Origin of the sequence: Terrabacter aeriphilus (assembly GCF_039542985.1) — a bacterium.
Lineage (GTDB): Bacteria > Actinomycetota > Actinomycetes > Actinomycetales > Dermatophilaceae > Terrabacter > Terrabacter aeriphilus.
The window spans coordinates 363,999-389,262 of record NZ_BAABIW010000009.1; the positions used below are offsets into that span (position 1 = coordinate 363,999).

General features: G+C 69.9%; 18 protein-coding genes. 12 read left to right on the top strand and 6 right to left on the bottom strand.

Annotated features, from left to right (window positions below; all coding sequences use genetic code 11):
- The first annotated feature begins 50 nt into the window (after positions 1-50).
- Genes ABD979_RS06670 through ABD979_RS06690 form a run of 5 tightly spaced genes read left to right on the top strand, consistent with a single transcriptional unit; the run spans position 51 to position 6,581 of the window.
- Entirely contained in the window at positions 51-2,018 is a 1,968-nt protein-coding gene (locus ABD979_RS06670) for an ABC transporter ATP-binding protein (RefSeq protein ID WP_345506666.1), read from the top strand.
- Positions 2,015-4,042 (top strand): ABC transporter ATP-binding protein, encoded by a 2,028-nt coding sequence (locus ABD979_RS06675; RefSeq protein WP_345506667.1) that lies wholly within the window; start codon positions 2,015-2,017, stop codon positions 4,040-4,042. Before ABD979_RS06670 ends, ABD979_RS06675 begins: the two co-directional genes overlap by 4 nt.
- A 54-nt stretch (positions 4,043-4,096) precedes the next feature.
- Complete coding sequence (locus ABD979_RS06680; RefSeq protein WP_345506668.1) at positions 4,097-5,356, top strand: NAD(P)/FAD-dependent oxidoreductase; 1,260 nt, start codon at positions 4,097-4,099, stop codon at positions 5,354-5,356.
- Between the two features lie 39 nt (positions 5,357-5,395).
- Positions 5,396-6,250 carry a bifunctional methylenetetrahydrofolate dehydrogenase/methenyltetrahydrofolate cyclohydrolase gene (locus tag ABD979_RS06685; RefSeq protein ID WP_345506669.1) on the top strand — a complete coding sequence of 285 codons (855 nt, stop codon included), beginning with the start codon at positions 5,396-5,398 and terminating at the stop codon, positions 6,248-6,250.
- A gap of 10 nt (positions 6,251-6,260) precedes the next feature.
- Positions 6,261-6,581 carry a DUF3017 domain-containing protein gene (locus ABD979_RS06690; protein ID WP_345506670.1) on the top strand — a complete coding sequence of 107 codons (321 nt, stop codon included), beginning with the start codon at positions 6,261-6,263 and terminating at the stop codon, positions 6,579-6,581.
- A 303-nt stretch (positions 6,582-6,884) separates the two neighbouring features.
- On the opposite strand, the gene ABD979_RS06695 is transcribed toward ABD979_RS06690, so the two are convergent.
- The 3 genes from ABD979_RS06695 to ABD979_RS06705 form a co-directional block, all read right to left on the bottom strand.
- On the bottom strand, positions 6,885-7,874 hold the full coding sequence (locus tag ABD979_RS06695; RefSeq protein WP_345506671.1) for a malate dehydrogenase: 990 nt from the start codon (positions 7,872-7,874) through the stop codon (positions 6,885-6,887).
- Positions 7,875-7,935: 61 nt separating this feature from the next.
- Positions 7,936-8,823: a hypothetical protein gene (locus tag ABD979_RS06700; protein ID WP_345506672.1), complete on the bottom strand. Its 888-nt coding sequence runs from the start codon at positions 8,821-8,823 to the stop codon at positions 7,936-7,938.
- Positions 8,820-9,470, bottom strand: coding sequence for a SatD family protein (locus tag ABD979_RS06705; protein WP_345506673.1), 651 nt, complete (start codon positions 9,468-9,470; stop codon positions 8,820-8,822). Before ABD979_RS06705 ends, ABD979_RS06700 begins: the two co-directional genes overlap by 4 nt.
- A 185-nt stretch (positions 9,471-9,655) precedes the next feature.
- Between ABD979_RS06705 and ABD979_RS06710 the strand changes: the two genes are divergently transcribed.
- A complete protein-coding gene (locus tag ABD979_RS06710) occupies positions 9,656-11,269 on the top strand; it encodes a DUF1800 domain-containing protein (protein WP_345506674.1) in 1,614 nt (537 codons plus the stop codon).
- A gap of 8 nt (positions 11,270-11,277) precedes the next feature.
- The gene (locus tag ABD979_RS06715; protein ID WP_345506675.1) at positions 11,278-12,606 is read left to right on the top strand and encodes a DUF1501 domain-containing protein; all 1,329 of its coding nucleotides are present in this window, start codon (positions 11,278-11,280) and stop codon (positions 12,604-12,606) included.
- A gap of 34 nt (positions 12,607-12,640) precedes the next feature.
- On the opposite strand, the gene aqpZ is transcribed toward ABD979_RS06715, so the two are convergent.
- Positions 12,641-13,456, bottom strand: a complete 816-nt coding sequence (gene aqpZ, locus ABD979_RS06720) for an aquaporin Z (RefSeq protein WP_345506676.1) — start codon at positions 13,454-13,456, stop codon at positions 12,641-12,643.
- Between the two features lie 79 nt (positions 13,457-13,535).
- Complete coding sequence (locus tag ABD979_RS06725) at positions 13,536-14,396, bottom strand: SGNH/GDSL hydrolase family protein (RefSeq protein ID WP_345506677.1); 861 nt, start codon at positions 14,394-14,396, stop codon at positions 13,536-13,538.
- Positions 14,397-14,531: 135 nt separating this feature from the next.
- Between ABD979_RS06725 and ABD979_RS06730 the strand changes: the two genes are divergently transcribed.
- Positions 14,532-16,421: a glycosyltransferase family protein gene (locus tag ABD979_RS06730; RefSeq protein ID WP_345506678.1), complete on the top strand. Its 1,890-nt coding sequence runs from the start codon at positions 14,532-14,534 to the stop codon at positions 16,419-16,421.
- 43 nt (positions 16,422-16,464) lie between these two features.
- On the opposite strand, the gene ABD979_RS06735 is transcribed toward ABD979_RS06730, so the two are convergent.
- Complete coding sequence (locus tag ABD979_RS06735; RefSeq protein WP_345506679.1) at positions 16,465-17,319, bottom strand: glycosyltransferase; 855 nt, start codon at positions 17,317-17,319, stop codon at positions 16,465-16,467.
- Between the two features lie 286 nt (positions 17,320-17,605).
- On the opposite strand from ABD979_RS06735, the gene ABD979_RS06740 reads away from it, so the two are divergent.
- From ABD979_RS06740 to wecC, 4 genes are all read left to right on the top strand, one after another.
- Entirely contained in the window at positions 17,606-20,419 is a 2,814-nt protein-coding gene (locus tag ABD979_RS06740) for a glycosyltransferase (RefSeq protein ID WP_345506680.1), read from the top strand.
- Complete coding sequence (locus ABD979_RS06745; RefSeq protein ID WP_345506681.1) at positions 20,416-21,183, top strand: DUF6270 domain-containing protein; 768 nt, start codon at positions 20,416-20,418, stop codon at positions 21,181-21,183. Before ABD979_RS06740 ends, ABD979_RS06745 begins: the two co-directional genes overlap by 4 nt.
- Positions 21,184-21,763: 580 nt before the next feature.
- Entirely contained in the window at positions 21,764-23,869 is a 2,106-nt protein-coding gene (locus tag ABD979_RS06750; protein ID WP_345506682.1) for a glycosyltransferase, read from the top strand.
- Positions 23,870-24,001: 132 nt separating this feature from the next.
- Positions 24,002-25,246, top strand: a complete 1,245-nt coding sequence (gene wecC / locus ABD979_RS06755; protein WP_345506683.1) for a UDP-N-acetyl-D-mannosamine dehydrogenase — start codon at positions 24,002-24,004, stop codon at positions 25,244-25,246.
- Positions 25,247-25,264: the final 18 nt, after the last annotated feature.

Here is a 25,264-nt window from a genome sequence, read left to right on the forward strand (position 1 = left end):
GGGAAATTGGGTGGGTGCGTGTCGGTGCGCCCGCCTAGGGTGGACACGCCATGCGAGACTTCCCGCCCGAGATCCGGGCCTACACCGACCGGGGCGCCGACGTGCCCGACACGCGCACCCCGCGGGCCTTCCTGTGGTGGATGGTGCGCCAGAACGGCGTGCTCTTCTGGGCCGGGCTGCTCGCGGCGCTGGCGTGGATGGTCCCGCAGACGCTGGGGCCGTGGATGGTCGGTCGCGCCATCGACACCGGCATCGTGACCGGCGACTCGTCGGCGACGACGCGCTGGGTCGTCGCGCTCGCCGTCGTCACCACGCTCGGCGCGGCGAGCGGCATCGTCTTCCACACGATCATCGTCCGCGAGTGGCTCATCGCCCTGTACGGCACGACGAAGCTCGTCACCCGCAAGGCCCTGCAGCTCGGTCACGTGCTGACCCGCCGCACCCCGACCGGTGAGGTGCTCTCGGTCTCGGGCAGTGACGGCGACCAGTTCGGCGCCCTGATGGAGATCTGCACGCGCGCCTTCTCGCAGCTCGTCGCCTACCTCGCCGTCGCAGCCATCGTGCTGACGACGTCGGTGCGCATGGGCGTGCTCGTGCTCGTGTCGGCGCCGCTGCTCGTGCTCCTCGGCACGCCCCTGCTGCGCCCCATGCAGCGCTGGCAGGGGGTCGAGCGCTCCCGCAACTCCGAGCTGACGTCGATGGCCACCGACATCGTCGGCGGCCTGCGCATCCTGCGGGGCATCGGCGGCGAGGAGACCTTCGGCGGCAACTACGCCTCCCAGTCCCAGCGCGTGCGCCACTCCGGCGTGTCGGCCGGCCGGTGGCTCGCCGCCGTCGAGTCGGTCGGCGTGCTGCTCTCCGGCGGCTTCGTCGTCGCGCTGCTCTGGCTCGGCACGCGCGAGGTCGCGCAGGGCCGGCTCACCGTCGGCGAGCTCGTCAGCTTCCTCGGCTACGGCCTCTTCCTCGTGCAGCCGATGCGCACCTTCGTCGAGTTCGCCCAGAAGTGGACGCGGTCGGTCGTCTCGGCCCGCAAGGCCGTCGCCGTGCTGTCGCAGCGACCGCCGTGGGTGCACCCCGACGCGCCGCAACCGCTCGACACCACCGCCGAGATCGTCGACACCGAGTCGGGCACGACGATCCGCCCCGGCGTGCTGACGATGGTCGTCTCGGCCGTGCCCGACGACTCCGCGGCGCTGGCCGACCGCCTCGGGCGCTACCTGCCGAGCGAGGAGGGTGCTCTCGTCAGCGACGAGATCCCCGAGGAGCTCAAGGGCCGCGCCGCACGCCGGGAGCGCTCGGCCCGCGCCCGGGCCCGCGAGGAGCAGGCCCGCCGCGACGAGGAGCGCGCCCGCCAGCCGTGGGGGGTCAGCGTCGGTGGGGTCGACCTCTCGCGCGTGGACCTCGACGAGGTGCGCGCCCGCATCCTCGTCAGCGACACGGCGCCCCAGGTCTTCGCCGGCACGCTGCGCTCGGCCATCGACCCGCTCGGTCGGCTGAGCCGCGCGGAGGCCGAGCGGGCCCTGCACACGGCCGCCGCCGACGACGTGTTCGACGCGCTCCCGGGCGGCTGGCAGGGCGAGCTCGAGGAGCGCGGCCGCGGCCTCTCCGGCGGCCAGCGCCAGCGCCTCGTGCTCATGCGCGCGCTCGCTGCCGACCCCGACGTGCTCGTGCTCGTCGAGCCGACCTCGGCCGTCGACGCCCACACCGAGGCCCGCATCGCCGAGCGTCTCGGCGCGCACCGCCACGGCCGCACGACGGTCGTCATGACGGCGTCGCCGCTGCTGCTCCACCACGCCGACGAGGTCATCCTCCTCGAGGACGGCGCCGCCACCGCGCGCGGCCGCCACGCCGATCTGCTCGCCGAGTCCGCGGCCTACCGGTCCGTCGTCGTGCGTGGCGAGGCGACCCCCGGCTCGAGCCCAGAGCCGGCTGACCTCGACGCCCTCACCGTCGCCCACGGGCCCCAGGACGTCGACGTCGACCCCGTCCACCACGACGACCGGGAGGAGCTGCGATGACCGACGTCGACCAGCACATGTCTCCCGCCGGCTCCCCGCCGCCCTCCGGCGCCACAGCAGGTGTGCCGGCCCTGTCGCCGGACCTGCCCGCCGACCTCGCGGCCGAGTCGGCCCGCACCTGGGACGCACCCGCCGCGCCGCCCGCCGTGCCCGACGAGCTGCGACCGCCCACCGACGTCTCGGTGCGCGAGCGGGTCGTGGCCCTGCACCGGCGCCACCTGCTGCGCGAGCGCCGGGCCCAGGAGTTCGTCGCCGACACGATGAACGCCCGCACCGGCCTGCCCATCGCCGACAACCGGCGCGTCGTGCGCTTCGTCGGGCGGCTGCTCTCCGACGAGCGGCGCCTCGTCGTGGTCGTCGTGCTCGCCAACGCCCTCGCCGCCACGGCCGGCCTCCTCGTGCCCCGGCTGCTCGGTGAGCTCGTCGACTCGACGGTCGCCGACGTGCAGGCCGGGCGCGTGGACGCCGCTCTCGCCGGGGCGAACTCGGCCGCCCTGGTCGTGGCGGGGCTGGTCATCGTGCAGAGCGCCTTCACCCTCGCCGCGAAGATCTCCTCGGCGGTGCTCGGGCAGAGCGTGCTCGCCAGCGCCCGTGAGTTCGTCGTGCGGGCCATCCTGCGCCTGCCGCTCTCGCGCGTCGAGAGCGCGAGCTCCGGCGACCTCGTCACGCGCGTCACCCGCGACGTCGGCACCATGAGCGAGAGCGTGCGCTGGGCCCTGCCCGAGTCGATCGTCGCGAGCATCACGGTGGTGCTGACGCTCGTCGCGATGCTCAGCAACTCGGCGCTGCTCTCCGCGCCGTCGATCGTGCTCATGGGCCTGGCCCTGATCCAGGTCCGTCGCTACCTGCAGCGCGCGCCCAAGGGTTACCTCACCGAGGGCGGCACCTACTCGCGGATCAACACGACCCTGACCGAGACCGTCGAGGGTGCCCGTACCGTCGAGGCGCTCGGCCTGCGCAGCCACCGCCTGCGTCGCGGCGACGACGACATCGAGGTCTCGGGCCAGGCCGAGCGCTACACGCTGACGATGCGCAACCTGCTCTTCGCCGTCATGGACATCGCGTTCAGCACGCCGCGCGTGCTCGTCCTCCTCCTCGGCGCGATCGGCTACACGCAGGGCTGGGCCACGCTCGGCCAGATCACGACGGCCATCCTCTACACCGAGGCGCTCTGGGGCCCCTTCGACATGCTCGTGCACACGGTCGACCGCGTGCAGGTCGGCATGGCCTCGACGACCCGCCTGCTCGGCATCGCCACGGTGCCGCCCGACCGTGAGGCCGGTGACGACCTGCCGGCCGGCCCCGACCTCGTCGGGCGCGACCTGCGCTACGCCTACCGCGCCGGCCACGACGTGCTCCACGGCATCGACCTCAGCCTCACCACCGGTGAGCGGCTCGCCGTCGTCGGGCCGAGCGGCTCGGGCAAGTCGACGCTCGGTCGCCTCCTGTCGGGCATCCACGGCCCGCGCACCGGCTCGGTGGCGGTGGGCGGCGTCGAGCTGACGTCGCTGCCCCTCGACGTGCTGCGCACCGAGGTCGCCCTCGTGACCCAGGAGCACCACGTCTTCATCGGCTCGGTGCGCGACAACGTCGTGCTCGCCCGCGAGGGCTCCACCGACGAGCAGGTGCGCGACGCGCTGCGCGCCGTCGACGCGCTCGACTGGGTCGAGCGGCTGCCTGAGGGGCTCGACACGAAGCTCGGTTCGGGTCACCAGGCGCTGACACCGGGTCGTGCCCAGCAGATCGCCCTGGCCCGGCTCATCCTCGCCGACCCGCACACCATCGTGCTCGACGAGGCGACCTCGCTCATCGACCCGCGCACCGCGCGTCACCTCGAGGGCTCGATGAACGCGCTGATGACCGGCCGGACCGTCGTGGCCATCGCGCACCGGCTGCACACCGCGCACGACGCCGACCGCATCGCGGTCGTCATCGACGGGCGGGTCGCCGAGCTCGGCAGCCACGACGAGCTCGTCGCCCAGGACGGGGAGTACGCCGCCCTGTGGCGGGCCTGGACGTCCTGACCACCCGGCCGGGGCGGCCCTCGACGGTGGGCCGTCCGCATGTGAGGGTGAGGCATGGACACTGACACGACCGCAGGGCCGGAGCGCACGGCATACGTCATCGTCGGCGGGGGGCTGGCGGCAGCGAAGGCGATCGAGGGCATCCGCGAGAGCGACACGACGGGCTCGATCGTGCTCGTCACCGAGGAGGACCGGCTGCCCTACGAGCGCCCGCCGCTGTCGAAGGGCGCGCTCAAGGGCGACGACGAGCTCGAGTCGGCCTACACGCACGACCGGGACTGGTACGCCGACCACGACGTCGAGCTGCGGCTCGGCACGCCGGCCACCTCGCTCGACGCCGAGGGGCACGCGCTCACCCTCTCCGACGGCACCGCCCTCTCCTACGAGCGGCTGCTGCTCGCGACCGGCTCGTCCGCCCGCGCGCTCGAGGTGCCCGGGGCCGACCTCGACGGCGTGCTCTACCTGCGCGAGATGCAGGAGTCCGAGGCGCTGAAGGCCCGCCTCACCGACGGCGCGCGCGTCGTCGTGGTCGGCGCGGGCTGGATCGGCCTCGAGGTGGCGGCCGCCGCGCGCGAGGCCGGCTGCGCCGTGACCGTCGTCGAGCCGCAGGCCGCCCCGCTCCTCGGGGTCATGGGCGAGCAGGTGGGCGCGTGGTTCGCCGAGCTGCACCGCGGCCACGGCGTCGAGTTCCGCTTCGGCGAGGGTGTGGAGCGCATCGAGGGCGATGACGCCGTGACCGGCGTCGTGACGACGTCGGGCGACACCCTGCCCGCCGACGTCGTCGTCGTCGGCGTCGGCATCACCCCGAACACCGGCCTCGCCGAGGGGGCCGGCATCCGCACCGACAACGGCATCGTCACGGACTCCTCGCTCCGCACGGCCGCCGACGGGGTGTGGGCGGCCGGTGACGTCGCGAGCTGGCGCAGCGTCACCCTCGGCACCAACGTCCGCGTCGAGCACTGGGCGAACGCCAACGACGGCGGGCTCGCGGCCGGCCGGTCGATGGCCGGGCAGGACGTCACGTACGACCCGGTGCCGTTCTTCTTCTCCGACCAGTACGACGTGGGGCTGGAGTACGCCGGCCACGTCGCGCGGGGCACCGATGCCGAGGTCGTGCTGCGCGGCGAGCCGTCGGGCAACGAGTTCATGGCGTTCTGGGTCGTGCCCGAGGGCGACGGCGTGCGGGTGCTCGCCGGCATGCACGTCAACGTCTGGGACACCATCGACGACGTGCAGCGGCTCGTGCGCGACCGCACCGTCGTCGAGCGCGACCGGCTCGCCGACCCCGACGTCGCGCTGTCGGAGCTCACCTGAGGTGCGGCGGCCGGTGACCGGGATGGCAGGATGGCCTGCGTGACGGCACAGATCCTCGACGGCAAGGCCACCCTCAAGGCGATCAAGGTCGAGCTGACCCAGCGGGTCGCCCGGCTGCGCGAGCAGGGCGTCGTGCCCGGGCTCGGCACCGTGCTCGTCGGCGACGACCCCGGCAGCCACTGGTACGTCAACGCCAAGCACAAGGACTGCGCCGAGATCGGCATCACGAGCATCCGCCGTGACCTGCCGACCACGGCCACCCAGGCCGAGGTCGAGGCGGTCATCGACGAGCTCAACGCCGACCCCGAGTGCACCGGCTTCCTCGTCCAGCAGCCCACCGGCCTCGACGAGATGGCGCTGCTCTCGCGCGTCGACCCGGGCAAGGACGTCGACGGCCTGCACCCGATGAACCTCGGCTGGCTCGCGCTCGGCAAGCCCGCGCCGCTGCCGTGCACCCCCATGGGCTGCATCGAGCTGCTCCGCCGGCACGACGTGCAGATCGCCGGCGCCAAGGTCGTCGTCATCGGCCGCGGCCTGACCGTCGGCCGCCCGCTCGGGCTCATCCTCACCCGCAAGAGCGAGAACGCGACCGTGACGCTCTGCCACACCGGCACGAAGGACCTCGCGGCCGAGGTGCGCCAGGCCGACATCGTCATCGCCGCCGCCGGTGTGCCCGGCATCGTGACGGGCGAGATGGTCAAGCCCGGCGCCGCGGTGCTCGACGTGGGCGTGAGCCGCGTCGACGGCAACATCGCCGGTGACGTCGCGCCGGACGTCGCCGAGGTGGCCGGCTGGGTGAGCCCGAACCCCGGTGGCGTCGGCCCGATGACCCGCGCCCTGCTGCTGACGAACATCGTCGAGGCGGCCGAGGCCTCGCTCGCCGCCGGCGCCTGAGCAGCCCCTGATGCAGTGGCGGGGGAGCGGCTTCGTCGTCCTCAGCTGGTGGTACCTCGTCGCCGCCGTCGCGGCCGCCGGGGTCTTCGTCATCGCCTTCGTCGACGTGCGGTGGGGCGGCCGGATCGTGGCCGCCGCGTTCCTCGTCGGCGCGAGCGTCCGCCTCGTCGCCCGCCCAGCGCGCAAGGCCGGCGGGCTCACGGTGCGTTCACGGGCGCTCGACGTGCTCATCCTGCTCGCCCTCGGCGTGGGCGTGCTCATCGCCTCGGCGACGGTCAACGTCGCGGCCGACGTGCCCTCGCGCGTGACCGAGGACCTCTCCACGGGCTGACCGGCGGAGCATCCCGACGCCGTGTGCCGCCGGGCCCGTCCGCCGCGACCCCGCGGCTGGAGGTGCGCCGTGGCGCAGTTGCAGCCGGGACGAGGCTGGGTTGGCGGCTGGATGCGCGCCGTGGCGCAGTTGCAGCCGGGCGGAGGCTGGGTTGGCGGCTGGAGGTGCGCCGTGGCGCAGTTGCAGCCGCGGCGGGCGGGTCCGTGACCGGTCTTGCGTATGCCGGTGGCCCCCGAACGCGGGAGCGCCGGCCACCGCTGGGGTGACCGGCGCTCGCGCTGGTGGTTCAGGTGGTGCGGGGGCTCAGATGAGGCCGAGACCCTTGACGGCGTCGCGCTCCTCGGCGAGCTCGGCGACGGACGCGTCGATCTTGCCGCGCGAGAAGTCGTTGATGTCGAGGCCCTGCACGATGCTCCACCGGCCGTCCCGGACCGTGACGGGGAAGGAGGAGATGAGCCCCTCCTGCACGCCGTAGGAGCCGTCGGAGCGGACCGCCATCGAGACCCAGTCGCCCTCGGCGGTGCCCTCGACCCACGTACGGGCGTGGTCGATGGTCGCCGACGCGGCCGACGCGGCCGAGCTGGCCCCACGGGCCTCGATGATCGCCGCGCCACGCTTGGCGACGGTCGGGATGAAGGTGCCGGCGAGCCAGTCCTGGTCACCGACGGCCTCGGCGGCGGTGCGGCCGCCGACCTCGGCGTGGAAGAGGTCGGGGTACTGCGTGGCCGAGTGGTTGCCCCAGATCGTCATCTTCTTGATCTCGGTGACCGGCACGCCGAGCTTCGCGGCGAGCTGGCTGATCGCGCGGTTGTGGTCCAGGCGCGTCAGGGCCGAGAAGCGCTCGGTGGGGATGTCGGGGGCGTTGCTCATGGCGATGAGCGCGTTGGTGTTGGCCGGGTTGCCGGTCACGGTGATGCGGATGTCGTCGGCCGCGACCTCGTTCAGGGCCTTGCCCTGGGGCGCGAAGATGCCGCCGTTGGCCTCGAGGAGGTCACCGCGCTCCATGCCGGGGCCGCGCGGGCGCGCGCCGACGAGGAGGGCGTGGTTGACGCCGTCGAAGACCTTCGTCGCGTCGTCGCCGATCTGCACGCCGGCGAGCGTCGGGAAGGCGCAGTCGTCGAGCTCCATGACGACACCCTCGAGCGCCTTGAGCGCCGGGGTGATCTCGAGCAGCCGCAGCTCCACCGGGGTGTCGGGCCCGAGCAGGGCACCACTCGCAATGCGGAACAGGAGGCTGTAGCCGATCTGGCCGGCGGCGCCGGTGACGGCGACCTTGACGGGGGTTGTGCTCACAGGAAGGCCCTTCACATGGGTGGCGCTGGACGCTCCGACGCTACCAGTGCGGGCCGGAGGCTCAGGCGGCGAGGGCGAGCGAGGCGAGGGCGATGAGCCAGCTGACGAAGCTGCCCACGAGGAAGTACTCCGTCACGTCGTCGATGCCGGCCGGGCCGCCCGGGTAGCTGCCGGCCGGGTCGGCTCCGGGGTCGGTGCCGGGCGCGGCGCCCGGCGCGGCACCCGGGTCGGTGGCCGTGCGGCTGCGGGCCGTCGCCTGGATCTCGGGGAAGCGGAGCAGGCCCTTGGCGGCGATGACGAGCCCGGCCGCGCCGAACTCGCCCGCCAGCCCGAGGCCGACGATGACGAGGCGCTCCATGGGTCCGAGGAGACGGCCGCCCTTGAGCCGGTCGGAGGGCTGCTGGCCCGTGCCCGAGGACGGGCTGCCGCCCCCACCGGCGGCCGCCGCGGCGGCCGTCGCCGCCGCCGAGACGTCGGAGGGCCGCAGGGCGCCGATGGCGAGCAGCACGAGCCGCACGATGAGGTTCGCGGTGGCGAGGTTGACGGCGGCGAGGCCGGCGAGGAGCAGCACCCGCGACGCGGAGGGAGTGCCCGCGCCGGGCAGGTCGGCCCAGGCGAGCCACGTCGCGAGCGGCCCGCCGGCGGGGCTGGCGGCCCCGGAGGCCGCGAGCAGGCCGACGACGACGGCGGCGAAGGCCGACAGCGCCGGCAGGGCGCCGCGCCCCGTCTCGTGGGTGCGCTGCGAGAGCTCGATCCAGGCGGCGCCGGCCACGGCGGCGAGCGCGAGCGCGAGCGCGTCGGCCCACGTGTGCATGCCGGCGAGGAGGGCGACGAGCAGGATCACGACCGGGGTCGTCGCGTGGGCGACGACCCGGCCCGGACGCCACGACGTCGAGCGCACGAGGTCGCCGACGCCGAGGCCGACGAGGACGATCGACAGCCAGGTCACGGGAGCTCCTCGAGCCGGGCCAGCGCCTCGAGCGCGACGCCGAGGCCGTCGCGCCGCACCCGCTGCGAGACGGCCGAGGCGCTGATGCCGAGGCGGTCGGCGACGTCGGCCTGCGCTTCGCCCTGCATCAGTCCTCCGAGGATCTCGCGTGAGGTGGTCGACAACGAGCCAACCATGAAGTCCAGACAGTCGAGGGAGGCCTGCACGGCGGTGACGAGCGCGGCGGGCTCGTCGGGGGCGAGGTATGCCGTTCGCGCGGTCCGCGTCTGCGGGCGCCCGGCGCGTTCCTCGGCGAGCACGATGGCGTCGCGGGCCGCCCAGTAGGCCGGGCCGTCGTGCACGCCGCGCGCGGCGTCGAGGGTCGTGACCGCGCCCCGGCCGAGCCCGAAGCGCACGTCGGCCACGGGGTGGAGCCCGGCGCGGACGACGAAGGCGGCACGCAGGGCGTCGCCGAGGGAGGGGTAGACCGCCTGGAACTCGTCGCCGAGCGTGATGACCGGAGGCTCGAGCGCCGGCACCGCCTCGGTGACCTCCTCGATGACGGACTGGAAGCGGGCGTGCAGGCCGGCGCGGTCGGCGGCGGCGCGCGACCCGACGATGTCGCCGATGAGCGCGACAGGTGAAGGTGTGGGCTCCAGTGACGTCATGTGAAGATCATAACTTCAGTGGGCCGATCTGAAGGTCCAACCTTCGCACCGATCACGCCGCCGCGCCCACGCCTCCGTCACTGAGTCGCTCCGCGGGTCAGCGACGGAGCGCCGGGGGGAGAGTTCTGCACCGAAATGTCCGAAAACGGAGTCAATGAGGGGGTTGGCTGCTTACCGTCATGCGCATGACCGCTCCGACCCCCGACTCGTCGCCGGCCGCCGCCCCCGCGCGACGGCGCGTGCTGTCCGGTCTCGGTGCGGGCACCGCCCTGGGCGCCGTCGCCGTCGCGACAGCCGGCTCCGCCACCGCTGCCCCCACCGCTGCCCCCGCAGCCACCCCCGCCGCCACCCCTGCCGCCGCCCCGTTCGCCGCTGCGACGACCACGACGGACCCCGTGCTGCACCTGCTCCGCCGCGCCACGTTCGGCCCGACGCCGGCCCTCGTCGCCGAGGTGCGCAAGACCGGCACCACCGCCTGGCTCGACGCCCAGCTCGCCCCGCTGACGGCCGTGCCCGACCCCGCGATGGACGCCCTGCTCAAGCGCTGGACCCGCCTCGGCTGGAAGACGTGGCAGGTGCGCGAGCGGCTGCCCGACACCGACCGCTGGGCCGTCATGATGGAGGTCGTCGAGTCGCACCTCGCGCGGGCCCTCTTCTCCCGTCGCCAGCTGCTCGAGACCGTCGTCGACTTCTGGACGAACCACCTCGTCGTCCCGGTGCCGAGCAGCGAGGTCTGGGACAACGCGCACCTCTTCCAGCGCGACGTCGTCCGGCGCCACGCGCTCGGCCGCTACAGCGACATGCTCAACGCCGCGGCCCGCCACCCGGCGATGCTCAAGGTCCTCGACAACGCCGACAGCACGAAGCGCGCCCCGAACGAGAACTACGGTCGCGAGCTGCTCGAGCTGCACACCGTCGGCGTCGGCAACTACACCGAGACCGACGTGCGCATGTCGGCCCGGGTCCTGACCGGGCTCAGCGTCGACGGCGAGTCGGGCCTCTTCTCCTACAAGCCGCAGCGCCGCTACGTCGGACCCGTCAAGGTGCTCGGCTGGAGCGACCCCAACCCGGTGGCCGAGGACGGTGTCGCCGTCGCCACCCGCTACCTCACCTACCTCGCCCAGCACCCCGCGACGGCGAACCGCATCGCCCGCAAGCTCGCCGTCCGCTACGTCTCCGACACGCCGCCCGCGACCCTCGTCACGAAGCTCGCCCAGGTCTACCTCGCGAACGGCACCGCCATCGCGCCCGTGCTGCGCGCGCTCTTCCTCTCGCCGGAGTTCGCCGCGTCGGTGGGCCAGAAGGTGCGTACGCCCTACGAGGACGCTCTCGCGTCGTGCCGCGTCCTCGGCCTGACGCCCGAGCCGGCGCCGACGTCCGGCGACAGCAACCTGCGCCACCTCTTCTGGGCCCTCGGCTCCTTCGGCCAGGCGCCGATGGGCTGGCCCGCCCCGAACGGCTACCCCGACGTCGCGGCGGCGTGGAACGGCGCGTCGAGCACCCTCAACCGCTGGAACTTCCACCTCGGCCTCGCGGGCAACTGGACCCTCAAGGCGATGACGCGCCCGGCCGTGACGACGTTCGTGCCCTCCCCGCTGCCGAGCACGTATGCCGCCCTCGTCGACGCGCTCGCCGCGCGCCTCTTCGTCACGCTGACCGCCGCGCAGCGCGAGGCGATCTGTCGCTTCGTCGACCACGCGCCGAGCGACCCGCTGCGGGCCGGTTCGGCCGCGGTGACGTGGCGCCTGCCCTCGATCGTCGCGCTCCTGCTCGACTCCCCGAACTTCGCGATCCGCTGAGGACCACCATGACGAGCACCCCGACCCCCGACGTCGCCCCGGCTGCCTCGCCCGCCCCCGCGGGCTGCGGCTGCCCCGACGGGCAGGCGCTCGCCGCCCAGGTCTCGCGCCGCACCCTGCTCGCCGGCGCCTCCGCGCTCGGCGCGCTCGGGGCGGTCGTCGGCACGGCCGGCCCGAGCGCCGCCACGCAGCTCGCGTTCGCCGGCGCCGGCTACACGGGCGACACCGTCGTCGTGCTCAGCCTGCGCGGGGGCTTCGACGGACTGTCCGCGGTCGCCCCGGTGGGCGACCCGGCATACGCGGCCGCGCGTCCCGACATCGCGATCCCCGCGTCCCGGGCCCTCAAGCTCGACGCGATGTTCGGCCTGCACCCGGCGCTCGCGCCGCTCAAGCCGATCTGGGACGCAGGCGGCCTCGCGGCCGTCCACGCCGTCGGGCAGGTCAACCCGACCCGCTCGCACTTCGAGGCGATGGCGGCGATGGAGAACGCGGCGCCCGGGAGCACGCTGCGCACCGGCTGGCTCGACCGGATGATCGGCCTGACCGGCCCTGTGACGAGCTTCTCGTCCGCCGCGGTAGGGGCGGCGTCGTCGCCGCCCTCGATGATCGGGCCCAACCCCGAGGTCGCGGTCCGCACCGTCGACAGCTTCAGCCTCGGCGGTGCCGACGACCCGCAGGAGCGGGCACGCTGGACCACGGCCCTGTCGGCGCTCTATGCCGGCGCCCCCGCCACGGTCGCCGCTCCCGCCCGTGCGACCCTCGGTGCGCTCGCGACGATGAACCCGCTGCGGGCGGCCGGCTACACGCCGGCGAACGGGGCGGCCTACCCCCAGGGTGCCGTCGGTGACGCGCTGCGCGACCTGGCCCGGCTCATCAAGGCCCGCGTGGGGCTGCGTGCGGCCACGGTCGACGTCGGCAACTGGGACATGCACTCCGACCTCGGGCGCAGCGACGGCGGCTGGATGTTCCGACAGCTCACCGAGCTCGGCCAGGCGCTCGCCGCCTTCCACCGCGACCTCGGGGCGCAGATGCAGGACGTCACCCTCGTGACCCTGAGCGAGTTCGGCCGGCGCGTGGCGCAGAACGGCTCGGGCGGCCTCGACCACGGCCACGGCAACGTCTCGCTCGTGCTCGGCGGCGGGGTGCGCGGCGGGAAGGTCTACGGCCGGTGGCCCGGGCTCGCCCCGGCCGCCCTCGACAACGGCGACCTCGCCGGGACGACCGACTACCGCACGATCCTCGCCGAGGCGCTCGAGCGGCGGGCCGGCATCTCGGCCTCGACGGTCTTCCCGCAGCTCGCCAGCGCCCGCCTCGGGCTGTTCACCGCGAGGGCCTGAACGGCCCGGCACGCAGCACCGTCGTCGAGCGAGCTCAGTCGTCGAGGACGGGGCGGCCCTCGGCGTCGACCGCCGCGTTGGTGACGGTGTCGGTCGACCCGCTGATGTCCATGTCGTCCCGGCGCTCGCCGGTGATCCACGCGAACGTCGTGCCGGCGATGAGCCCGCCGACGACCGGCGCGACCCAGAAGACCCAGAGCTGGCCGACGGCGCCGTTGCCGTTGAAGAAGGCCACGGCGGTGGAGCGGGCCGGGTTGATCGAGGCGTTGCTGATCGGGATGGCGACGAGGTGGGCGAGCAGCAGCCCGAATCCGATCGCGAGCGGCGCGAACCCCTTCGGGGCGTCGTCCTTCGTCGCGCCGAGGATGATGTAGACGAAGAACGCCGTGACGAGGGCCTCGACGACGAGCACGGCCCCGAGGCCGAAACCGCCGGGGGAGAGCGCCCCGTAGCCGTTGGCGGCGAGGTTGCCCGTCACCGAGAGGCCGCGGGACGTCACGAGCCCGGCGAGCGCGCCGCCGGCGAGGAGCCCACCGACGAGCTGCGCGGCGACGTAGGCCGGCACCTCGCGCCACTCGAACCGCTTGGCCACGGCGATGCCGATGGTGACGGCGGGGTTGAAGTGGGCCCCCGAGACGTGGCCGACGGCATACCCCATCGTCGTGACCGCCAGCCCGAAAGCGATGGCGACGCCGAGGTGGCCGATGCCGAGGTCGACGGGCGCAGGGTCCGAGAGGGCCCGCACGACGAACTTCGTGTTGAAGACCGCCGACCCGCAGCCGATGAAGACGAGCCAGAAGGTGCCGAGGGCCTCGACGGCGAGCCGTGAGCTCAGCTTGGGCGTGTACACCGGGGTCCTCCAGCGGGACGAGCGTCGCGATCCACCCGGGCGGCTCCCGGTGCTCGCAGCGTAGTGGACGGCCTGAGCGTCAGGGGGCGACGCCGCCGAGGGCCGTGAGCACCGTGCGCGCCCAGAGGCGGCCGCCCTTGGCGTTGGTGCTAGGCGGGTCGACGACCGAGACGAAGGTGTTGGGGTCGCCGGCCGCCGAGAAGGCGGCGGCGACGTCGACGGTGGGCAGTCCGTGGGAGTCGGCCCACGCGCGGGTGGCGGTGCGCACGGGACCGATGGCGTCGTCGCGGTCCTGGCCCTGCAGCACGACGCCGACGGCGACGCCGGGCCAGCGGGCCGTCACGGCGCGGTACGTCGACTCGAGCCCGGCGGTGATGCCCGAGGCCGTGTCGTCACGGCCGAAGCTGAGCAGCACGGCGTCAGGGGTGCGCGGCGCGAGGAAGTCGAGGCGCTTGGCGGGGTAGTCAGCCGTCACACCGGTGCGCGAGCCGTTCCAGATCGTCAGGGTGGGGCCGGCGGCGCCGATCTTCTCCTTGGAGGCGTACTGCGTCGGGTCGTTGGGGTCGAGGCCACGCAGGGTCACCCGGTGGCTGTCGCCGGCCTGCTCGGCGAAGGCGCTGACCCACTCGCCCGCCTCGTCGCCGGTGCCGTCGCCGAGCACGACGAGGGTGGCGTCGCGGCCGGAGCCGAGCAGGGTCGAGATCGCCGGCGCCGCGGGCGTCGCGGGCGTCGCGGGCGTCGTCGACGTCGAAGTGCTGGGCGACGGGCTCGCCGTGGTGGGCCCGGTCGTGGCCGGTCGGCTCGTCGTCGCGGTCGGGGGAGTGCCGCCCGACTGGCTGAAGCGGCCGGTCGCGAGGGCGACGACGCCGAGCACGAGCAGCACGTTCGCCAGCACGGCCGCCACTCCCAGGGCGAGGTCCCGCCCGCGGCTCCTGCGCATTGCGTCATTCTGCCCCAGGTCGGGCGCGGGTGCCCGGAGGCGCCTGCCGGGTCGGCTACGTTGGTCGCGCCACGGACGGGCGAGGCCGCTCCGCCCGAGCGCGCCGTGCCCCCGCTCCCACCACCCGAGGTGCTCATGCCTGATGACCGACGCCGTCCGAGCGACCTCCGGACGGCGCTCTGGCACCTGCGGCGCGGCGGGCTCTCGCAGCTGCGCACGTGGCGGCGTCGCCGGTCGATCGCCGGGCACCAGCCGTCTGCCGGGCTGGCGCGCCGGGCCGACGGCTCGCTCGACGTCGCGGCGTGGCCGATGCCCGACCGGGCTCCCCGGCGCCCGCAGCTGCGGGTCGGGGTCATCCTCGACGACTTCTCGCGCCTCGCCCTCGGCTACGAGTGGCAGCAGGTGGAGCTCGTGCCCTCGCGCTGGCGCGAGCAGGTCGCGGAGGCGCCGCTCGACCTGGTCTTCGTCGAGTCGGCGTGGCACGGCAACGGCGACGCCTGGCAGTACGCGCTGACGGGCACGTCGGCTCCCCGCCCCGCGCTCGTCGAGCTCGTCGCGTGGTGCCGGGAGAACGGCATACCGACGGTGTTCTGGAACAAGGAGGACCCGGTGCACTACGCCGAGTTCCTCGACACCGCGAAGTTGTTCGACCACGTGCGCACGACCGACTCGGAGCGGCTCGAGGACTACCGGCGCGACCTCGGCCACGACCGCGTCGGCGTCATGGCCTTCGCTGCGCAGCCGGCGATCCACAACCCGGTGCGGCCCGGCACGGGCCACCAGTCGCGCGACGTCGCGTTCGCCGGGATGTACTTCGCGCACAAGTACCCCGAGCGCCGCGCGCAGATGGACCTGCTGCTAGGCGCGGCCGCGGAGGTCAGCTCCCGGATGCCGGTGGGCCTCGAGATCTTCTCGCGCTACCTCGGCGGCGACGCGAACTACCAGTTCCCGGAGCCGCTCGGCTCGCGCGTCGTGGGCTCGCTCGACTACGCGCAGATGCTGACGGCATACCGGCTCTACAAGGTCTTCCTCAACGTCAACTCGATCGTCGACAGCCCGAGCATGTGTGCGCGGCGCATCTTTGAGATCACCGCGTGCGGGACCCCCGTCGTGTCGACGGCGAGCCCGGCCATCGAGAACTTCTTCGCCGCCGACGAGGTGCTGCAGGTCGACGAGCCGCAGGAGGCGGAGTGGACGCTGCGCGCGCTCGTCAACAGCCCCGAGCTGCGCGACCACCTCGTGCACGTCGCGCAGCGGCGGATCTGGACCGAGCACACGTACGAGCGGCGCGTGGACGAGGTGCTCGCGGCCGCCGGCCTCGGGTCGAAGGTGCGGCGGCGTCCGACGGTGAGCGCCCTCGTGTCGTCGAACCGCCCCCAGCAGATGATGCACGTCGTCGAGACCGTGGCGGCCCAGCAGGGCGTCGACGTCGAGCTGCTGCTGCTCGGCCACGGCTTCGAGGTCGAGGCGGCCGTCGTCGAGCGGGCGCGCGAGCTGGGGCTCGAGAACGTGCAGGTGCTGCACGCGCCGTCGACGCAGTCGTTGGGAGCGTGTCTCAACCAGCTCGTCGCGGCGGCGTCGGGGGATCTCGTGGCCAAGATGGACGACGACGACCTCTACGGGCCGCACTACCTCTCCGACCAGCTGCACGCGCTCGACTACTCCGGCGCCGCGCTCGTCGGCAAGCAGGCCCACCACATGTACCTCGAGGCGCAGGACCTGACGATCGTGCGGTTCCCCGAGCGGGAGCACAAGTTCACCGACTTCGTCATGGGCCCGACCATCGTGACCTCCCGCGAGGTGGCGCTCGCGCACCCCTTCGGCGACCTCGGCCGGGGCGAGGACACCGACTTCCTACGGCAGGTGGCGACGGACGGGCTGTCGATCTACTCGAGCGACCGGTTCAACTTCGTGCAGATGCGCTACGGTGCCGCCCACCACACGTGGGAGGCCAGCTCGGCCGAACTGCTCGCCAACTCCCGCGTGCATGCCTACGGGACGTCAATCGCACACGTGATGGTGTGAAGGAACAAACTCGCGGATTCGGCCCGACGGCTCTGACTTCGGTCTAGGAGGCCACGGGAGCAGCCTCCAGCTCAACCAGTCCCTGCATTACAGGGAACAGGTCAATAACTTCATGAGTTGATGCTGGGCTGCGAAGCCGTGACAATTCGTTGTTGAGCCGCGGTAGATCGACTTCTGACGTGCTGAAGCTGGTGTCTTGAAGCACCGTCCGGTTCCAGAAGAAGCCGGGCGATCGGGAGTCGCTTATGACTGGCGAGCGTTGGTCCGCCAAGTGATGGGAGAAGTAGTTGAGCGGACGATCTACCGTGCCGTCCTCGTTCCGACGGCAGACACTAAGCAAACCTGCCGAGAACATCCTTTGCATGACGTGGCGGGCGTTCCAGAATCTTCCAGCACTTTGAATGGCTGTGATGCCGGCCCCAAGTGATACGTACATGCCGACCGATGAATCGTGCATGTGGGCGGCCATCCTATCGAAGTAATCGACGGCGAGAAGGTCGTCGTCATCGAGACGATAGTTGCCGTAGATGCCTCCGGCGACGCCATTGTGCCGCAGCATGTTCGCCGCCACGCGATCGGCGTTGTACTTGCCCCTTCCGTCCTCGTACTCGTCAAGAACCAGCCAGGGATATTTGGTAGACGCCTCGTGCATTCTGTTCTTGTAGTCCGACGGAAGGACATCCGAGTAGGACACGATGTGCTGGACGCGGTGCGAACGCACTGCCAAGTCAATCTGAGGCAGCGACCTCTCGAAGAACATCTCAGCGCGGGGTGCCAGTCTCTCCTCCGAGAAAAGGTATGCCTGATACTCCTCCGCCGACGAGAATCGACGAGTCGCGGCCCACGCCGTGGATCCCGGCAGATACAAACTGAATCGCGTGTGACCAACGAAGAACACCCTTGAGCCCCTTACCTTGCATATTGTGACGCTCGATCCTATGCCGAGTCGCGCCGCGCGCGCTTCCGACCTGCCGTGGCGGACCTGTGTTAGGCGGAGACTGCGCCGGGATGCCTAGGGCTCAGCGCCAACGGGTCGAGGGTGGTCGGCAGGTCCTGGTGTCGGGCTCACAGGGGCCCGCCCGGGTGGGACCGACGCGCGGGTAGGGGCGGCAATACGGTAGTTTCGGTGCGCCTGACACACGGGATCCGCTGGGCTCGGGTCCAAACCTGACACTTGGACAACCATGACGGCGGAACACCTAGACCAGAACGAAGTTCGCACCCTGACTGCGGAGTTGGCGCACTTGCGTGAACGCGAGCAGTCGGCGAACGTGCAGCTGCGAAACGCGCAGATGACCCACGCTGCGCAGGTGGCCGGCCTCACCGACCAGCTACGCACGATGGAGCAACGCGCTGAGAAGGCCGCTGCAGCGCTGCGATGTGCCGCTGGCGCGCCGACGACGAGCGCCGCCTCTCAAGCCCAGATCATCAAAGATCACGTCGCCGCCGAGATCCGTCGCGCTCAGGCGATCGGCGCGTCGGCGCCCAGGATGACGGTCAATGTGGCACTCGGACCAGACTATTTCTACGGTGGTCAGCATCACAAGGATATCCGCGTGATGGAGCAGATCGCGATGAGGAACGCGAGCGTTGCGGCGCGTGACGTGATCGCACGGAGCGCCACCAACCTGCTGCTTGGTTACAAGGATGTCGTGACAGTCTCCCGTTCTTCACAGGGCGGACTGATTGACGACACGCGTGTGCGCGTCTTTCGGAGTTGGCATCCACGGTCACTCCTCAGCCTCGCGCGAGTCGTAGCCGACCAATCTTTCACGCAGCAAGACATCGACGACGCGCTCAGCTTGTTTCGGTTGACTGCGCGTTTGTGGGGTCTGAGCATCTTCGACCAACGAGCAACGTTGATCTACGCCGAGCTCTTGGAGGCAGCAGGGCTGCACGAAGAACTGATATCGGTCTTCCGCGAAACGAATTTCGAAGAACGGTTTCCCGTGCAGGTCGCGCTGCTCGAGCACAACCACGAAATGCGGTCGGATCAGAACGCCCAGCACGCGCTTCGCCATCTGAATCGACAGCTGTCGGCAGCCAATATCGCTCCGATCACCGTCCAGGCCGGTGGTGCTGATCTGCTCGAGCGTCTAGAGGTGGAAGCCCCGAGCGTCACCAACGGGCCGCTCGTCACCATAATGATGCCGACGTACAACGGTTCCGCCCACATTCTCACAGCGATCAAGAGCGTGCTGGCGCAGACGTGGGCCAATTTGGAGCTCATTGTTGTGGACGACCACAGCGATGACAGTGAGTGGGAGTACCTGAAGTCCGTCGCGCCGGCCGACGAGCGCCTGACGCTGGTGCGCCTGGAAAGCAATCAGGGTGCCTATCGGGCTCGTCTCCGCGCATTCTCTATGGCCAAGGGCGAGTTCGTAGCCGTTCATGACGACGACGACTGGTCGCACCCTCAGAAGGTCGAGACACAGGTCAAGGCACTTATCGCGGACCCCGGCATGGTAGCAAATATGTCCTATATGGCTCGCGTTGACGAAGACGGGAGGTTCGTTCGCATCAACGACAACCCGGAATTCAACCAGCGCAACTACTCGTCTTTGATGATTCGCGCCGATGACGTCAGACGGCTCGGTATGTGGGACGACCTCAACCGAGCCGCAGACGCCGAGTTTCACGATCGCATTTTCGCTGCCACGGGCAAGCGTGTCGCCTCTATCGAGACTCCTCCTCTTTCATTCATGCGGTCCCGCCAAGGCTCTTTGACCTCTGGGGAGATTCGAAAGGGAGCGCTGGACTTCGGCCGTCAAACCTACGGGCTCCTCTACCAGAACTGGCACCTGCAGTTGAAGAGTTCCATCGTTCCGAACGAAGAGGTGTCGGTCGACTTCAGCAGCTCCGAGCGACCGTTCCCGGTACCCCAGAACTTCCTGTCGGGCCAACGACGACCACGCTACGAGCCGTTTGACGTCGTGTATTGCACCGATTTTCGGTTTCCCGGAGGAAACTCATCGCTCACCAACGCCGAGATTCGGGCCGCTCACGAAGCCGGGCTGAGAGTCGCCGTACTGCAGCTCAGCAGCCCGGTGCTGCGGGCTCCGCGGCCGTTCAACGCTGCGGTCGCGCGCACCGTCTCGGAATTGCGGATCCCCGTCCTGGCCATGGAGGATACGGTCGAAACGCGAGTCCTTCTCGTGCGTAACCCGTCCGTACTTGAGTACGCGGACAATCTGCAGCCCAACGTTGTTTCCCAGCGCACACTGATCGTCGCGAACACGGCGCCGATGGGCATTAATGGGGACGAGGCGTGCTACGACCTTGAACGGTGCCGCCTCAATGCTCAGCGCGCGTTCGGCGCTCCCGTCACGATCAGTCCTGAGTCCCCGCACACTCGAAGCCTGCTCCGTATCCTTGCTCCAGAAGTTGCCCTCGCGGATTTCGATTGGCCAGGATTCGTCTTTGACCGCGACATCGCGCACGAGCCCAAGCACCCTGCTCGGAGGCAACCGGTGTTAGGTCGGCACTCTCGAGACCACCGGCTGAAGTGGCCCGACTCGAAGGAAGAGATCAGCGCGACCTACATAGGAGGCGACCGCTACGAAACCCGCATTCTGGGGGGGGCGGGATCAATCAAGAGTCTGATCGACCTGTCCGTCGCTGGCGTGCAGGTGCATCCCTTCGGATCGGTGGAACCTCGAGCGTTCGTTTCAGAGGTCGACTTCTGGGTGTACATGCATTCATCACAGCTCATCGAGTCCTTCGGAATGGCGGCGCTCGAGGCTATGGCGTCCGGCTGCGTGGTGATTCTGCCCGCGTACATGGAACCACTCTTCGGCAGCGCTGCCATCTACGCCACGCCTGCCGAGGTGGCAGGCATAGTGAGCGCATCTTGGGCTGACGACGCGAGTTTCCAGCGGCAGAGCGAGCTCGCCCTTGCCTTCGTTCGCGAACACTTCTCTGCTACCGCCTACATCAGGCGGCTGAGGGCAGTTATGGCAGCCGCGGAAGAGTCTTTCGCGCAAGCGGGTGTGGTGTGAGCCAGCAGAGTGGGCCCTCGGGTGTCTTTATCCACGGAAGCTGTGTCTGCCGGGACACCGTCGAGTACTTCGATCCTGAGCGACTGAAACTGGTGGGTTACGTCGCGCGGCAAAGCCTCATCAGTTCGTTCGGTCCCAAGAGCGAGGGATGGAATGACCTTGATCCGGGGCTGGACTCTCCGTTCCAGTCTCAGGCCGTCCGGGGGGACCTTTCGGCGAGTCTTGTAGCGTCGTTGAGGGCTAGTCACGATCTCATCGATGTGGTGTGGATGGACCTCGTCGATGAGCGCAACGGGGTGCTCGTTTCCGCCGACGGTTCGGTGCTCACGAACTCGATGGAGTTCTCGCGCTCAGGCCTTGGAGAGAAAATTGCCCCTGATCACGTACATGTGAAGTTCGCGACGGATGAGCACTTCAAGATGTGGAGCGCGGCCGTCAATGAGTTGCTGGTCTTCTTGGACGGTCTTGGCCTTCGGGACAAGCTGTTGGCCCTCCAGCATGACTGGGCGGTCAGAAGTGTTGAAGGGGACGTCTTTCCTTTCGGTGGCAGCAAGTTGGACCCTAGTCGCGTAAACGACCTGAGCCGACGGTATTTCGACTTCCTGCGGGATCAGTCCGTGAGTCTGTTGGAGGTTCCGGCGGAGCTGTGTGTCACAACCCGAGCCCATCGCTGGGGCATTGCTCCCTACCACTACTCCGCTGCCTTCTATGAGTACGTGACCGAAGAACTTGTCAAGCGCCTAGGCGGTGGTGGCGATTACTGAGATCCTTCGCGCGAATGCCCAAGAAGGCATGATTCCCGAACCTGCGGCACGGAGTGATACTCCAATTGCGTCAGACGTCGAATTGCTTCGACTTCTCGGACTAGAACTTTCGCGAACACAGGGATCTGACCAAGTCTTCAGCGTTTGTGTGGTAGCCAGCGCCGGCCTGCTTAGAAGTTTGAGCGAAAATCTTCGCGTGGCGAAGATCGGCCCCGGCCTGGTGGACGCGGCATTCGAGATCTTGCGTCCGACGCACGTCATTGTCGATGAATGCTATGTCAAGAGTTCGGTTTGGCGCCGACATCTCGACTCTAGGGGAAGGGCTTGCGGGGCGATGCGGCGCCTCCTTGTCCTTTGCGAATCCATGCACGTTCCCGTGCTCGTCCTGGCGGACAGGACGGCCCGGAGGCCAATCGATCTAGGTAGTGCAGAGTATTTGCCGAATCTGCGTTCGCAGCCGACGCGGGGATCCATGGAATATCCCCATCCTGTAATAGAGACGCTGCAGGCGTTGGCGCTGGCCTCAAACGTCGAGAAAGAGTAATACGTGCATCTAGTTTATGTTCCCGACGGCGGAGAAGTGCTCACGGAGTTCGATCAGAACCTCGTGCAGGCGCTCTGCAATGGTGGTGTTGAAGTCACAATTGTGACGGCGACGTCGGCCACGCCCGATGGCGCCGACCAGGCTTCGCCGCTGCTCTCGCACCCCCTGGTGTCGACTGCACCTGTCGACTGCGCCCCGGGAGAGCATCGTCGTCTGGCTTGGCTCGCTGTTCAGATCGCGTCGCGGCTGCGGGTCGACGGCATAGCCTGCCGTGGGCAGGTTATGGCGCGCGTACTGGCAGGTAACGCCACGTTCGCTGGACGGCTGATGGTGTGCATCCCTGCCGACGACAGTTCGGAATACCAGCGGCCTCAACTGCGCCATCAGATCTCGACGATTCTTGCCTCCGCAGCTCTGGTGGTATGCCCTAAGTCACTCCACGACCAGTTGGCCTCCATGGGACATCTCGACACCTCAAGATTTCTCGAGCTGACGGAAGGGGCACTGTCCCCGCCAGAGTCGCTGTGGTCATTTGTGGCGAGCGAAGAGACGGTTCCCCTCGACCTGCACCTAAGTTGTGCGTTTGCCGTCACACGTACGCTCTCGTTGAGGCTCTCAGACCCCGCCGTGAGGGAAGCGTGCGGAGGCGGTGCATGGGACGCCAGCGGCGCTACAGTGACGTACGTTCGCGACAACGCAGGCCGGGGGCATCTTCGAGTGGACCCCAAGGCGTCGGCGGCCATCAGCAGCGACACCTTCGGGCGTCAGACGTGGCGTCTCCTCCAGTTTCATCGAGGATGGCCCCTGACCGCCGTCGCCACGTCCGATGTGGCCTTCGCGGCCTACCTAGCCCAACACGAGAAGACTGAAGATCTTCCCTGGTTAGACCTGCCCGAGGGGGCATGGGGCGTTTGGGATCTCACGGAATGGAGCGAGCTTCACCAGAGTGCAGGAGTCGTACGGGTGGTGGTGAAGACTGCCGAGGAGAGGAACGACCTCGAGCGACACCAGCCTTCATTGATCGGGAGGGTTACGGTATGGCCGTGGGGGCTGGGTTGTCAGCCGCCGTCAGGTGCAATTGCCACAGCCGATCCTCTGACCCGGTACGGGAGGGTCGAAAAGCCTGTCCGGGGCGGCAAGAAGTGCCGTGTGGCGCTTGTCGGACACGATTTCAAATTCGCTCGCACGATTGCGGACGATCTTTCGCGTCGGTCGGACGTGCAGCTAAGCCGTTCCAAGTGGCAGTCGCAGCACGCCACGCCCGTGTCGGAGGCGAGGGCAGTCCTTGACGGGGCGGACGTCGTATGGGTGGAGTTCGCCTCAGGCGCTGCCGAGTTCTACTCGCACAACGTCGCGGCGGAGCAATGGCTTGTCATCCGTGTCCATGGCTACGAACTCCTGGGCCCTTGGGCGGACGGTGTCCACTTCGGACGCGTGAACCGTGTCGTCTTCGTTTCCGAGCACACCCGCCGCGCAGGCATCGAGAAGTGGGGACTGGACCCCGATAAGACGGTAGTGATTCCAAACGCCGTCGACACCGAGCTGTTGGCGCGTCCCAAATCACAGGGTGCTGAGTTCAACCTCGGACTTCTTGGCTGGCGGCCGTCTCTCAAGCGTCTTGACCGTGCGGTCGCGGTTCTGGAGGAGCTCGTCAGCCACGACGACCGATACTCCTTATTCGTCAAGGGCAAGTCACCGATACAAGCGCCGTGGATGTGGACGGACCCACAGGAACGCGTCCGGTTCGATGCCGTGTTCGCCAAGATCCGGCGGACACCCGCGTTGGCGTCGCACATCTTCTTCGAGGAAGACGGGCCAGACGTGCCGGACTGGCTCTCAGAGATCGGATGGCTTCTTTCTCCAAGTGACCGAGAGTCGTTTCACCTCGCCGCCGTGGAAGGTATGGCCTCCGGCGCGGTTCCTGTGGTGTGGAACCGGCAGGGCGCGGAGGACATCTTCCCGGCGGGCGTCATCGTGCACGACTCGCCATCCGCCTCGGCCCTCGTGCGAGAGGCAGTTGCGGCAGGCAAGCACGCAGACCTTTCGGTTGAAGTGCAGTCGTTGGCAGCCCAATACGACTTGGGCGGACTCGCCGCCGCATGGGTGGACGCACTCGGAATCGGCGTGGGCGCGAGGAGATAGACAGGCTTGGCACCCGGTGCCTCCCGCGAGAGACCTCCGCGCCGCGTGAAATTGGGCGACAGGAGGCTCTCCGGTAGATTCCAGACTGCTCGAGCGGGCATGATGCCGCGAAACCTCAAAGGATGGAACCTGATGGCAACTCAGACGGTTGCAGTGATCGGGCTGGGCTACATCGGCCTGCCCACGGCGGCGATCCTCGCCACGAACGGCGTCAAGGTCATCGGCGTCGACGTCAGCGACCGGCACGTCGATGCGGTCAACCGTGGTGAGGTGCCCTTCGTCGAGCCGGACCTTGCGACCCACGTGGCCGGTGCGGTGAGCCAGGGCATGCTCTCGGCCCAGAAGGACACGCCCAAGGCGAGCACCTACATCGTCGCCGTCCCGACGCCGTTCAAGGACGGCTACGAGGCCGACCTCAGCTACATCGACGCCGCGACCGACGCGATCATCCCGCAGCTCGAGGGTGGCGAGCTGCTCATCCTCGAGTCGACATCGCCCCCCGGCGCGACCGAGCACATGGCGGCCCGCGTCTTCGAGGCGCGGCCCGACCTCTCCCTCGACGGATCTGAGGGCCGGCCGGTCGTCCAGTTCGCGCACTGCCCCGAGCGGGTGCTCCCCGGTCGCGTCATGATCGAGCTCGTCACGAACGACCGCATCATCGGCGGCCTGACGCGCGAGGCCGCGGAGCGCGCCCGGGACCTCTACCAGATCTTCTGCGACGCCGAGCTGCACCTGACCGACGCGACGACCGCCGAGATGGCCAAGCTGACCGAGAACTCCTTCCGCGACGTCAACATCGCCTTCGCGAACGAGCTGTCGATCATCGCCGATCGCCTCGGCATCGACGTCTTCGAGCTCATCGAGCTCGCCAACAAGCACCCTCGCGTCAACATCCTCCAGCCCGGACCGGGCGTGGGCGGCCACTGCATCGCCGTCGACCCGTGGTTCATCGTCAGCGCGGTCCCCGAGGACGCCCGCCTCATCCGCACGGCCCGCGAGGTCAACGACCACAAGCCCGAGGTCGTGCTCGGCAAGGTGGCCGACCTGGCAGGCCGTCTCGAGGAGCCCGTCATCGCGGCGCTGGGTCTCGCGTTCAAGCCCGACATCGACGACCTGCGCGAGTCGCCGGCGCTCAGCATCACCAAGCAGCTCGCGCAGCGCCACCCCGATGCCCGCATCCTCGCGATCGAGCCCAACGTCGACGAGCTGCCGCAGGCGCTGGCCGCGCTCGAGAACGTGACCCTGGCCGACACCGTCCCCGGGATCGCTCAGGCCGACATCGTCGTGCTCCTCGTCGACCACAAGGAGTTCAAGAACCTCGACCGGGGCGTGCTCGCCGACAAGTCGGTCATCGACACCCGAGGCGTCTGGCGCTGACGCTGCCGCCCGTCCGAA

Coding starts and splice junctions, on each gene's coding strand:
- ABD979_RS06670 (WP_345506666.1), top strand. CDS start 51: ATGCGAGACTTCCCGCCCGAGATCCGGGCCTACACCGACCGGGGCGCC.
- ABD979_RS06675 (WP_345506667.1), top strand. CDS start 2,015: ATGACCGACGTCGACCAGCACATGTCTCCCGCCGGCTCCCCGCCGCCC.
- ABD979_RS06680 (WP_345506668.1), top strand. CDS start 4,097: ATGGACACTGACACGACCGCAGGGCCGGAGCGCACGGCATACGTCATC.
- ABD979_RS06690 (WP_345506670.1), top strand. CDS start 6,261: ATGCAGTGGCGGGGGAGCGGCTTCGTCGTCCTCAGCTGGTGGTACCTC.
- ABD979_RS06705 (WP_345506673.1), bottom strand. CDS start 9,470: ATGACGTCACTGGAGCCCACACCTTCACCTGTCGCGCTCATCGGCGAC.
- ABD979_RS06710 (WP_345506674.1), top strand. CDS start 9,656: ATGACCGCTCCGACCCCCGACTCGTCGCCGGCCGCCGCCCCCGCGCGA.
- ABD979_RS06715 (WP_345506675.1), top strand. CDS start 11,278: ATGACGAGCACCCCGACCCCCGACGTCGCCCCGGCTGCCTCGCCCGCC.
- ABD979_RS06725 (WP_345506677.1), bottom strand. CDS start 14,396: ATGCGCAGGAGCCGCGGGCGGGACCTCGCCCTGGGAGTGGCGGCCGTG.
- ABD979_RS06730 (WP_345506678.1), top strand. CDS start 14,532: ATGCCTGATGACCGACGCCGTCCGAGCGACCTCCGGACGGCGCTCTGG.
- ABD979_RS06740 (WP_345506680.1), top strand. CDS start 17,606: ATGACGGCGGAACACCTAGACCAGAACGAAGTTCGCACCCTGACTGCG.
- wecC (WP_345506683.1), top strand. CDS start 24,002: ATGGCAACTCAGACGGTTGCAGTGATCGGGCTGGGCTACATCGGCCTG.